The following is a 12,068-nucleotide window of genomic DNA, read 5'->3' as shown; positions in this document are numbered from 1 at the left end:
GGTCCACCGCAGGCCTGTGCGCGATTTAAGGAAGCGCAGGCACTGTCCCAACTCAGGTCAACACCTCGTGCTCACGCCAGTTGTGGTAGAGCATTTCGCATAACACCGGCAGACGTGGTGATGACACAAAGAGGCTTTTCGTGCGCTTCACTCACTGAGAGATCATGATAGGCGAAGCGAAGCCGCTGAGGGCTCTTTTCAATTGCGAGGGTTGCAACCCCTTCACCCGACTCGCATCTGACGATGCTCGCAACCCTCTCCACAAGAGGCGAGGGGAACGAGGTCCTGTCATTGACGCACTGCGAAGAATTCGCCTAATAGTCTTTTCCTCGATCAGGTCGCAATCCCCATGAACAAGGTCTACCCCGACGCCAAATCGGCCCTCGACGGCATTCTCAAGGACGGCATGATGATCATGTCCGGCGGTTTTGGCCTGTGCGGCATCGCCGAGACCCTTTCGGATGCGATCCGCGATTCGGGCGTGAAGAACCTCACCGTGATCTCCAATAATGCCGGTGTCGACGGCATCGGCCTCAGCCGCCTCCTGGAAACCCGCCAGATCAAGAAAATGATCTCGTCCTATGTCGGCGAGAACAAGCTGTTCGCGCAGCAGTATCTGGCCGGCGAGCTCGAACTGGAATTCAATCCGCAGGGCACGCTGGCCGAGCGCATCCGCGCCGGCGGCGCCGGCATTCCGGCGTTCTACACCAAGACCGGGGTCGGCACGCTGATCGCCGAGGGCAAGGAAGTGAAGGAATTCGACGGCGAGAAATACCTGATGGAGCGCGGGCTGTTCGCGGATCTTGCCATCGTGCATGCCTGGAAGGGCGATACCGCCGGCAACCTCGTCTACCGCAAGACCGCGCGCAACTTCAATCCGATGATGGCCACCGCGGCGAAGATCACCGTTGCCGAAGTCGAACATCTGGTGCCGGCCGGCGAGATCGACCCCGACCACATCCACACCGCCGGCATTTTCGTCAAACGCATCATCGAGGTCGGTACCGGCAACAAGCGTATCGAATTCCGCAACACCCGCCCGCGCGCCGACAAGGCGGCGGCAGCGGCAGCGACTGGGGAGGAAATCTGATGGCCTGGACCCGCGATCAGATGGCCGCGCGCGCGGCGAAGGAACTGCGCGACGGTTATTACGTCAACCTCGGCATCGGGATTCCGACGCTGGTGTCGAACTATATCCCGGACGGAATGGACGTTGTGCTGCAGAGCGAGAACGGCATGCTCGGCATGGGGCCGTTTCCCTATGAGGGCGAGGAAGACGCCGACCTCATCAACGCCGGCAAGCAGACGGTGAGCGAACTGCCGACCACCAGCTATTTCTCCAGCGCCGATTCCTTCGCCATGGTCCGCGGCGGCCATATCGACCTGTCGATCCTGGGCGCCATGCAAGTTGCCCAGAATGGCGATCTCGCCAACTGGATGATCCCGGGCAAGATGGTCAAGGGCATGGGCGGCGCGATGGATCTCGTCGCCGGCGTCAAGCGCGTCGTGGTGGTGATGGAGCATTCCGCCAAGGACGGCCCGAAACTGCTGAAGAAATGCGACCTGCCGCTGACCGGCGAGAAAGTGGTCGACATGGTGGTTACCGATCTTGCGGTATTCACCATCGACAAGCACGGCAAGGACGGCATGGCGCTGATTGAACTGGCCGACGGCGTCACGCTGGACGAGGTGAAATCGAAGACCCAAGCCGATTTCCGGGTGGCGCTGAAGAACGCGTGAAGCTGTGTCCCGGAAGCGGTGCGGCATTCTTCATGCCGCTCCGCAGAGCCGGGACCGTCACAAACACCGTGCTCTGTTACGACCCCGGCTCTGCAGCGCACCGCTCCGCGAAGAGCTACGCGCTGCGCTGCGTCCGGGGAACGGACCGCGTCACGCCGGCCCGCTCGGCAGATCGGAGAACCGCGTCAACCACGCCACCGGTCCGATGCTTGCGGCAACGATCAATAGCGCCGCCAGCGCGCCTTCCTCGAAGCTGCCGCGGCTGGCAAATTGGTAGATCGACGTCGCCAGCGTTTCGACGTTCAGCGGCCGCAGCAGCAGCGTGGCCGGCAGTTCCTTCAGGCAATCCACGAACACGACGATGACCGCACCCAGCATGGCAGGCCGCAGCAGCGGCAGATGTATCAGCCGCATCGATGCCGTCTGACCTGCGCCCGCAGCTCGCGCGCTGTCATCGTAATCGAGCGGAATCCGCTCGAATCCGGCCTTGATGAATCCGGTCGGCACCGCCAGAAACCGGATCACATAGGCGACCACGACGGCGGCGCCCGAACCGACCAGGATCAGCCCAGGCAGTGAGCGCCCCATCCATTCGGCAAGCGTGTTCAGTCCGTTGTCGATGGCCAGCACCGGGGTGAGCAGGCCCAGCGCCAGCACCAGCCCGGGAAGCGCGTAACCGGTTTGCGAAACGTTCATCGCGATCAAACGCAGCGCGGTCGGCCGCCAGCGACAGGCGAGAATGGTCGTAAAGCCGAGCAACAGCGCGATCAGCGTGGCAAGCCCTGCGAACGCCACCGAGTTGAAAGCATCACGCCACAGCGACATATCGACATTCGCAAGCAAGCCACGCCTGAAACTTTCGCGCATTAGAAAAAGCAGTGGAACGAAGAATCCCAACAATACCGGGAGCAGGCAGGCCGCGAATGCCGCCTGGCCTTTGATGCCCACAAGCATGGTCCGCGGGATCAGCCGCGGGCTTTCGGCGGAAAACTCGATAGCGGCGTTGCGGCGGCCGTAACGCTCCATCGCGATGAGGCCGGCGACGATCGCAAGCATGAAGCACGACAGCTGCGCCGCGCCGGCCAGGCTTCCGCGATTGAGCCAGGTCGTGAAGACCGACACCGTAAGCGTCCGGACCCCGAGATATTCGCTGGCGCCGATATCGTTCAGCGTTTCCAGGGACACCAGCGCCACGCCTACCGCCAGCGCCGGCCGCGCCATCGGCAACGAGACGCGCCAGAACACATTCCAGCGGCTGGCGCCAAGCGTCCTGGCGGCCTCGGCGAATTCCGCGCTTTGAAACTGGAACATCGCGCGCGCCGACAGATAGACATACGGATAAAGCACGATGCCGATCACGAAGATGGCCCCGGGCAGGGAACGCAGATTGGGCAGTGCGAATACCGCATCGCCCGGCGGAAACCAGATCGCGAGCGTGCGATGGACGAGACCCAGCGGCTCGAACAGATCGACGTAGACGTAGGCGGCTAAATAGGTCGGAATCGCGAGCGGCAGCGGCATCAGCCAGATCAGCATCTGGCGCCCGCGAAAATCGTGCAGCGACATCAGCCAGGCGGTTCCGGCGCCAACCAGCAAAGCCAGCGTTCCGACGCCGCCAAGCAGCAACGCGGTGTCGCGGATTGCCAGCGGCAGCACATAAGCGAGCAAATGCTGCCAGACATCGGGCGCGGGCTGGATCGCGAGTGCGACGATGCTGACGACGGGGGCTGCGACAAGGATCGCCGTCAAGACCGCGATCGCGGCGACGATCCTGCCTGCGCGCATGGGATGTGTCACGCTGGGTCAGGCTCGCTTGAATTCAAAACGCATGAGGCTTTCTTCCCTCTGCCGTTGTGGGAGAGGGAAGAAAGCAAGTTCTGAGAAGTTTCAATTATCGAACCCGACCTTGTCCACCAGCGTGGAAGCGGCCTTGCGGTTGGCGGCGATCTTGGCGATCGGCATTGGATCGGCGTTCAACCTGCCGTAACCTGCGATGGTCGGATTGGCGGCCACGCCGGCGCGAACCGGATATTCGTAATTGGAGTCGGCATACATCTGCTGCGCCGTCGGCCCGGCCAGCCAATTGATCAGCTTCACGCCATTGGCCTTGTTGGGTGCGTGCTTCGCCAGCAGCACGCCTGATAGGTTCACATGGGTGCCACCGCCCTCGAAGGTCGGCAGAATAACCTTGGTCGCTTCCGCCCACGGCTTCTTGTCGGCTTCCTTGTCGTTCATCAGCGCCCAGTAATAAGTATTGCCGATGCCGATATCGCACTTGCCCGCGGCGACGTCGCGCGCGGTTTCACGATCGCCGCCGGACGGCTTCTGCGCAAGATTAGCTTTCAGGCCCTTGAGCCACTCCTCGGCCACGGCCTCGCCGTGATGCGCGACATAGGCCGCGAACAACGCGTTGTTGTAGATGTGCTGGCCGGAGCGGATGCAGATTTTGCCTTTCCACTTCGGATCGGCGAGTTCCTCATAGGTGATGGCGTCCTGCTTGACCCGCTCCTTTGACGCATAGATCACGCGGGCGCGCATCGAAATCCCGGCCCAGTGGCCATTGGGATCGCGGTACTGCGGCGGGATGATCGTCTCCAGCACCTCGGAGATCACCGGCTGGGTGACGCCGGCCTGCACGGCTTCGTCGATGCGTCCGATATCGACCGTCAGCAAGACGTCGGCCGGACTGTTGGCGCCTTCGGCCTTCATGCGCTGCTCCAGCCCGGAACTGGCGGAGACGACATTGACCTTGATGCCGGTATCCCTGGTGAAGGCGTCGAACAGCGGCTGAATGAGTTTGGTTTCGCGATAGGAGTAGACGTTGACCTCGCCGTCGGCGGATGCCGTCGTGACAGTCAGGCAGGTCAGACAAAGCAACGCCGCGGTTGCGGTGAAGGCGCGAAATTTCTTCATGAAAGCTGCTCCGGCGAAGCTGGTGACCATGCCGGTTTCAGTAGCGCAGAGGGCACGGCACTGTCAGCGACGCGATGTCGCGAAAGCGCTGATTTAGAGATATTCCAGTCCAGGACAGCGAGCCGATTACGCCCTCGCCATCGCCTGCCCGAACGTCACCTCGATCAGCGTGCCCGATTGCGGCCCGGTCTTGATCTGGAACTGGGCGCGGTTGGCCTCGACCAGCGCCTTGGTCAGCGCGAGACTTACCCCCGAACCGTTGGTGTGGTCCGCCGGTCCCTGGGTGCGGAACGGCTCCATGGCGGCTGCGACCTCGTTGTCGTTCATGCCATGCCCGGTGTCGCGGACCCGCAGCACCACGTCGCCGAAATCCGACAGCGCGGTCGAGACGATGACCTGGCCGCCGGCATTGGCAAGATGGATCGAATTGCCGATCAGGTTCAGCGCGATCTGGCGGAGCGCGCGCGCGTCAGCCACGACGGGCGGCAGCGTATGCGCGAGCGAGGTGCGGATGATGATGCGCTCGCGGTTGGCCTGCGGCTGCATCACCGCGACGCATTGCTCGACCAGGTCGTTGAGGTTCTGGTTGGCGAAGGAAAGATCGAGCTTGCCGGTTTCGATCCGCGACAGATCGAGCAGATCGTTGATGATGGCGATGACGCGTTCGCCGGAGGCGCGGATGTCCTTCATGTATTCGACGTAGCGCTCGTTGCCGAGCGCGCCGAAACGTTCGTCGATCATCACTTCGGCAAAGCCGATGATGGCGTTGAGCGGCGTGCGCACCTCGTGGCTGATGCGCGCCAGCACGTCGGCCTTGGCACTCGCCGAGCGATCGGCCAGCCGCCGCGCCTGCAACAGTTCGGCTTCGCTGTTCTTTGCGGACGACAGGTCGCGGAACACCGCGAAGAAATTCGGGCTGTCTGCCTGGGTGCGTCCCATGGTCATCGATAGCGCGATCAGGCCACCCTCGCGCACCCGGCCCAGCACCTCGCGGCCGTGGTCGAGCAGGCTCGCCACGCCGTCGTCCCTGATGCGTTCGAGATAGTCCTGCACCACGCGCTGGCTCTCCGGCGCGAACAGCTCGGCGAGATTGCGCTGCACGAGGTCGTCGCCGTCATAGCCGAACAGCGCTTCGGCGCTGCGGTTGCAGGAATTGAGGCGGCCTTGCGCGTCGAACATCACGATGCCTTCCGCCGTGGTGTCGAGGATGGCGCCGAGTTCCTCGGCATTGGCGTGGCCGACCTGCGACGGCTCAGGCGCGGCAAAAGCGGCGACGGCTTCCGCCTCGACGCGCGGCGCCAGGCAGATCAGCGCATGTGCGGAGTCGCCGTCCCATGAAATCGCATGCAGATGGGCGTCGGTGGCCGACGCCGGCGCATGTCCGGGAGACGACTGCGTGGCCGATATGGTAACCGGCGTGCCGGTATCCGAGGTGCTGCTGGCGCCGGACACGCCGGGCTCGACCAGCAGCGCGTCGAGGCCGCCGGCCTCTTCGAGCGCGTGCAGGCTGTCGTATCCCACGCGGTTCAGAAACGCCGGGTTGGCGTACAGCAGCCGGTCGAGCCGGTAGATCAGCACGCCGGTGGGAAGCAGGTCGAGCAGCGTCCTGTCGCGCGCGGCCTCGCCGCGCGGCGGCGGCTCCGGCTGCGACAGCCAGTCGGGGCGCTCGCCGGCCGGTCCGGATGCGCGGCCGGCCGGCGGTTCGGCAACAGGCTCGGGCGCATCGGATTGAGGCCTTTCAGAAGCAGCGTTGGTCTCGTTCTCGAGCCGCGCCGCCAATTGCCGCGCAAGCTCGTTGAAGGCGCTGTTTTCGACCGGCGTCAGCGACGGCGATTTCGGCTCGCTCACCGGCCGGAACGGTAGGACGTTTTTGGGGGTGGGGGTTTCCACGGCGGTTTCCAAATCGGTTGGGTGTGAAGTCTCGCTTACAATTGACGCCGGCAATTCCGAAACGCTTGATGGAACGTCAGGCTCCGCCGGGATGTTCGCGGCGGTTATGTCTTCAGCTGGACCCGGCTGCGCGACGTCGGCGGAGAGCGGCAGCGGAGCCGGCGGGTCGCCGAAGAATTCATAGCGGCGCAACGCCTCTAACCGCGCCAGACCGTCGAGGTCGCGGCAGACGCCGAAACCGCGGTAACCGACGAAATTGCGCGCGCGGTCGAACAACGGCAGTCCCGACAATTCCACGCGCAGCCGCGCGCCGCCATCGACCGGCCAGTTCAGCGCGATGCCGCTCCAGGTGTCGCGGGTGGCGACGGCCTTGGCGACGCGGCCTTCCGGATCGAGGCCGAACACGTCGGCGATCTCGCTCCAGAGCCGGCCAAGGCTGGCGGCGGTACGCGCGCCGATCAGGCGGGTGAATTCATCGGAGCCGAGCGCGAAGCGGCCTTCGGCGTCCATCTGCCACATGAAGCGCAGCGGATGCCGCCGCGGGTGCGGCGGCGGCGCGCGCGCAGCGTCGGCAGCGGGTCGAGGCTCGATGGTTTGCAGCGGCGGGGGTAACTCGTCAGCCGTCGGCGTGTTAGCCGCGGGCGGCAATTCGAGCGCGGGCGGCAATTCGCTGTCCGATGATGGCGACGGTTCGTCGGCGATGGCCTCGACGAAGGGCGGCGGCTCTCTGTCATGAATTTCGGCGTGCGGTGTCGTCGCGTCCGCCACGCCGCGCTCGACGGCCGGCTCTGCCGCGCAATCCGCAATCTCGTCGATCAATGCAAACTCGGCCGGCGCTTCGCCGGTGGCCGCGGCCTGCTCATAGTCGGGCGTCAATTGGTCCATCGCCGCAGCATCCGGCTGATGCGTCGGCTCGATCTCCGCATGATCAGCCGATTCGGGCAATGGCTCGACCACGAGATGCCCGGTGGCCTCGACGGCGTCGGTCGGCTTTTCCGTCGCAATCGAACCGGAACTTTCGAGCTGTTCCACAGGGCGCTCCAACCGGCGGACGGGTGGCCGCGCGGCATCGATCCGCTGCAACTGCCCCGGTGAGAGCATCGCGACGACGAGCACGCCGGCGCCGCCGTCGGCAAAATCCAGCCGCGAGCAGGCGCAGGTCGCCAGCGTGCCGAACGTGGCGCCGAAACCGCGCAGCCGCTCGAGGCGCGTGGCGCCCGTCGGCAGCAGCCGTCCAACGAGTTGCGCCACCTGGCGCCGATGCGGATCGGCGGGGCCGAATGTTTTCGCCGCCAGCGCTGCGGCATCCGCCGCGCCGAACACCCTTGCGCCGACCGGGTTGGCCCATAGAATCCGCGTGCCGTCGGTTGACCACAACCATGCCGGCAAGGAACTTGCAGCATGGACCGCCAGCCTTGGATCGGCACCACCGCGCAACTGGAATTCCGCATCGTTCATCGTCACCGCATGACTGATTGGTTGGGCCTTGGCATGCCGTCAGAACTCGGCGGCCAAAGAATGACAGCCTTAACAGTCCGTTAGTATCGCGCCCTCGCTCCGTCAGGTCCACGCTGCAGCCGGCGCGGACGCAGCCTAAGCGGCGATAACCTTAATTCGGGGCGAAACACTGCGCCGGGCCGCGCGTTGGGAAATGCGGCTGCAGGGCGTATATGCGCAGAACCAGTTCGCTTGCCGGCGGAGGAGGCCAGCGAAACGGGCCAGATCGTCGGCCGCGCCGCGATGCACGCCGCCAAGCCGAAACACTGACTAAAACTACTGCGTCATACGCGGGCTTGACCCGCGTATCCATCGATCTACGCAAGGGTCTTTCGAAGCGGATGGATTGCCGGGTCAAGCCCGGCAATGACGCAGTCGTTTAACCGCCTGCACAGGTTGATTTATTACAGTTCCTCGGCCGGAACGTGCGTTCGGCCGGGGGCTGCCATGCGGCATTGCACCTCAAATTGCGTTGCATTGCACAAAATTGACATGATAATGGCGTTAAGTATGGGCGTCCCCCAAGGAGGGGGCATCTCCGTGATCCTGTTGGACGCCGAGCCCTCATCGAGGGCTGCCGGCCGTTTTTCAGGGGTCACACCGATTTCACCCCCGATGCAACAAGGATTCCGCATGACCAATTCGACTGACCCGTTCTCCGCTTCCATCATCCCGTTCCAGGCGCCCGAGCAGATGCGCGCCCTCGCCGAAAAGGGCTTGTCCCATGCCCGCGACAGCTACGCGAAATTCAAGGACGCCGCCGAAAGCCATAACGGCACCATCGAGGCGGTGTTCGGCTCGGTCGGCAAGGGCGCCAGCGAATATTCCGCAAAACTGCTCGAGTTCACCCAGGCCAACACCACCGCGACGTTCGATTTCGCGCAGGAACTGCTCGGCGTGAAGTCGCTGCCGCAGGCCGGCGAGTTGTGGGCTGGCTACAGCAAGAAGCAGTTCGAGACCCTGACCGCGCAGGCCAAGGAGCTCGCCGAGCTGACCAGGAAGATCGCCACCGAAACCGCCGAGCCGATCAAGGCCAGCGCGTCGAAGATCTTCACGCCCGCCGCCTGATCGCGAGCGAATTCAATAAGAAGGCCCGGGCTCAAGCCCGGGCTTTTCGTTTTGTTTCATCCACACACCTCGTCATTCCGGGGCGCGCTCTTCGCGCGAGCCCGGAATCCATAACCACGATATTTGCGTTCAGCATCCAACCGCCGACACAGCGCGTAGGGCGCAATAAGCGAAGCGCATTGCGCCATCTGTCCTCCGCTCTTTTCGCGTAAGGCGGCGCAATGCGCGTCGCTGACGCGCCGCTTATTGCGCCCTTCACGCTGAATTTGTGTCGACGCATCGTAAATTTCCGATCCACAGATTCAAACAGCCACGGCTTCGTATTCTCGCGGCGCAATGCGTCCGAGGTATGCCAGTCCCTCGCCAACTCAAGCGAGGGGGTGGAGCGGCGGGAGGCGCCAGGGCACCAGCGGGCACCCTTGGAGGCGGGATTAACGTACCCACCTCGCGCGGCAAGGCACCGCGCGCGCCCAGTGACGTAGGGCGCAGCGCCTCCCGGCGCTCCACCTGGCCACCAGCCTGTCGACCGTTCCGGGGCGCCCCGGTCCAGCCAGCTCTCGCTCTGCCCAAAGAAGGATCGCTTCTAGAAAGCGCCCCTCATCGGACAGGACTAGTAATATATACCGCATTGTAGGAATAGCATCAATAGGAATTTTTAGGTTCCCAAGAATTATTTTAGTCGCCCGCGAAGGCGCCAGGGCATCGCACATCGTTTCAAAGCTGGACGCGGTCTCCTCAATCCGGTCTTAGCCCGCTACGCGAGAGCCCTAATCCTTGGGCGAAGCCCAGCTCAGATGAGCAAATTCTCGGCGGTTTCGACCAACTCATTGAGCAGGGTCCGGAAGGTGTGCAGATGCCCTCGCGCCCGCGCGGGGACGACGCTGAAGTTGCCTGCTCCCGGCCTTGCCAAAGCGGGGCGTTGCACCTAGTTTCCGCCCGGTTCGGGACCCCCTTTTTTTGGGCCGCTGAAGGATGCAGTTGTAGCTCAGTTGGTTAGAGCGCCTGTCTGTGGAACAGGAGGTCGGTGGTTCGAGCCCACCCAACTGTACCACTTTTAAAGGCTTTCCTGTTCCTTCTGAAATTTCTGGCTCTTCACTCGCGATGCGACCGTATACGGGGGTGCAGGCCCAGGTTTCCAGTCTTCAGGGTTTCTTCCTCCCCGGCCGTGCCGGTACTTTGAGCTTTTTCGCCTCGGCGTCGATCACGAATGCCCGGTAAAGAAAGTGCTCCAGGATCGACATCATGGGGTCGAGCTCTTTTTTGCTCGGCTCCCAGCCACGGTGTGCTGCGGCGCTTCCGGCGTCGACCAGTGTCGCGAGGTTCCTCCGTTCGGTATCGCCGATTTGCCCTGCCGCTACCAAGTCGGCCAGCTTTTTTTCGAACGGTTTTGCCGGGTCAATACCGAGCAATTCAGAAGCCCGGTCGAACGACGTGCGCATGCCGATCGCGGCAAGCACGGTCAGATCGTGGTCCAGTGCGGTGTAAAGGCTGCCGGTCAACTCATAGAGCAGCATGTCGGCAGTCATGAAATCGAGATCGAGCCATTCGGGCCGGTCGCGCTTCGATTGCGCCGGCCAATATTGCACATCGACCTCCAAGTCGCCTGTACGGGAATCGTAGTCTTCCGAAAAAGCAGAATCCTTGCGATGAAAAACCGTGTCGCATCGACCGCATTTTAGAATGTAATGATCCTTCTGCACGAAAATACTGTCGTCGTCGGGTGCATATTCCCGATGCGGTGGTGCCCGAGAATTTCCGTGTTCTGCTCCCTGAGACAGGTCGGGCAGAAGCCTGTTTTCTTGTCCGCCATCACTCAACCTCTGCATATAAAGACAGCTGCGGTTGGACCCGCAGCTCTCTGCGCTCCGAAGAAGCGCCTGTTTCAGGTCAGGCGCGCGGGCGTGAAGCTATCCACTCCTCCACCTCGTCGGCATGCCAGCGGACCCTACTAAAGGCGTTGCGGCCGGAAGCGGTCGAATATTCCGAGCACTTGCTCGGCGTGGAACAGGCGGTTCCTCCTGACGTCTTCCGGGACCACAAGAATCTTAGCGTTCGTCATGGCCTGCGCCGCGGTGTTTGCCGCGGCATAGCTGACGCTGAGTTCTGCCTGCGCGTCGTTCACCGTGAAAACCGGCTTCGTCACCGCGTATTCGACCAGGCGATGGACGACGCTGTCCGACCGGACGTGGGCGAAGCGCGCCTTCCACTCCGCCTCCAGCGCCTGGAGCTTGTCCAGCCGCTCCAGGTTTTTCTGCGCCGTCGCGTGGACGAATGCGAGCATCTGACGGAGATAGTTCGACATCTTGCCGGTGATGCGGGCGCCCTTCAGGGCTTCGACATAGAGCGCCTTTTCCTCATGCACGGCTTCTCCGAAGAAGGTGCACGCGATTCCCGTCTGCCCCTTCATTCTCATCAGAATCGGAACGAGAAGCCGGCCGATGCGCCCGTTGCCGTCGGGGACGGGATGGATGTGCTCGAACATCCAGTGAGACAGCAATTGACGCACGAGTTCGGGCGTCCGGGCATCGGCGGCGAGGGTAAACTCACGCCAGTCGCGCATGGCATCGGCAAGCGACGACGGGCTCGTGTAACCGAAGAAGCCTTCGGGGAATTCCGGATCCCCCACGAAATTCGGAAACGTCTTGAGCTTGCCTGCTGCTGCGGCAACCATCTTGTCCCGGGCGTGCTCGAACAGCCGCCGGTGTATTCGCAGGACGAGTTCTTCGATGCCGCCGCCGGCGTCCTCCTGAAAGGCGTCGGCAACCGCAGCAACGACGGCTGCGTCGTCCGCGTCGGGCGCTATCCGCAAGCTCGTTTCATATTCCATCAGGTCGGTGAAGGTGGTCGTCGAGCCCTCCGCAGCCGAGGAATGTACGGCATCCAGACGGGCAAAGAGGCGACCGACGGCCGCGTCACGATTCCAGGCTCGTAGCCGGCGGTCGAATTCGCGGATGGAAGCC

8 protein-coding genes and 1 tRNA gene are annotated in these 12,068 nt (G+C 63.2%); 4 read left to right on the top strand and 5 right to left on the bottom strand.

The annotated features are described in order from the left end of the window. Positions 1–349: 349 nt before the first annotated feature. Both VGP39_RS21905 and VGP39_RS21900 read left to right on the top strand, forming a co-directional pair. Positions 350–1,090 carry a CoA transferase subunit A gene (locus VGP39_RS21905; protein WP_327570185.1) on the top strand — a complete coding sequence of 247 codons (741 nt, stop codon included), beginning with the start codon at positions 350–352 and terminating at the stop codon, positions 1,088–1,090. Beyond that, the gene (locus tag VGP39_RS21900) at positions 1,090–1,740 is read left to right on the top strand and encodes a 3-oxoacid CoA-transferase subunit B (protein WP_327570184.1); all 651 of its coding nucleotides are present in this window, start codon (positions 1,090–1,092) and stop codon (positions 1,738–1,740) included. Before VGP39_RS21905 ends, VGP39_RS21900 begins: the two co-directional genes overlap by 1 nt. 150 nt (positions 1,741–1,890) lie before the next feature. Here the strand turns inward: VGP39_RS21900 and VGP39_RS21895 are convergent, their stop codons facing one another. From VGP39_RS21895 to VGP39_RS21885, 3 genes are all read right to left on the bottom strand, one after another. Continuing rightward, the gene (locus VGP39_RS21895; RefSeq protein WP_327570183.1) at positions 1,891–3,525 is read right to left on the bottom strand and encodes an iron ABC transporter permease; all 1,635 of its coding nucleotides are present in this window, start codon (positions 3,523–3,525) and stop codon (positions 1,891–1,893) included. A 102-nt stretch (positions 3,526–3,627) separates the two neighbouring features. Further along, positions 3,628–4,653, bottom strand: coding sequence for a Fe(3+) ABC transporter substrate-binding protein (locus tag VGP39_RS21890; RefSeq protein ID WP_327570182.1), 1,026 nt, complete (start codon positions 4,651–4,653; stop codon positions 3,628–3,630). Between the two features lie 126 nt (positions 4,654–4,779). Next, entirely contained in the window at positions 4,780–8,001 is a 3,222-nt protein-coding gene (locus tag VGP39_RS21885; protein ID WP_327570181.1) for a PAS domain S-box protein, read from the bottom strand. Between the two features lie 672 nt (positions 8,002–8,673). Between VGP39_RS21885 and VGP39_RS21880 the strand changes: the two genes are divergently transcribed. Both VGP39_RS21880 and VGP39_RS21875 read left to right on the top strand, forming a co-directional pair. Then, positions 8,674–9,108: a phasin gene (locus tag VGP39_RS21880; RefSeq protein ID WP_327570180.1), complete on the top strand. Its 435-nt coding sequence runs from the start codon at positions 8,674–8,676 to the stop codon at positions 9,106–9,108. A gap of 974 nt (positions 9,109–10,082) precedes the next feature. After that, a tRNA-His gene (locus VGP39_RS21875) sits at positions 10,083–10,159 on the top strand. 91 nt (positions 10,160–10,250) lie between these two features. Here the strand turns inward: VGP39_RS21875 and VGP39_RS21870 are convergent. Both VGP39_RS21870 and VGP39_RS21865 read right to left on the bottom strand, forming a co-directional pair. After that, positions 10,251–10,934, bottom strand: coding sequence for a DUF4145 domain-containing protein (locus VGP39_RS21870; protein ID WP_327570179.1), 684 nt, complete (start codon positions 10,932–10,934; stop codon positions 10,251–10,253). Between the two features lie 122 nt (positions 10,935–11,056). Next, a partial coding sequence (locus tag VGP39_RS21865; RefSeq protein ID WP_327570178.1) for a Fic family protein occupies positions 11,057–12,068 on the bottom strand: 1,012 nt, incomplete at its 5' end.

It is taken from the genome of Bradyrhizobium sp., from assembly GCF_036009065.1.
Classification (GTDB): Bacteria; Pseudomonadota; Alphaproteobacteria; order Rhizobiales; family Xanthobacteraceae; genus Bradyrhizobium.
This window is presented reverse-complemented; position numbering and strand designations above follow the sequence as displayed.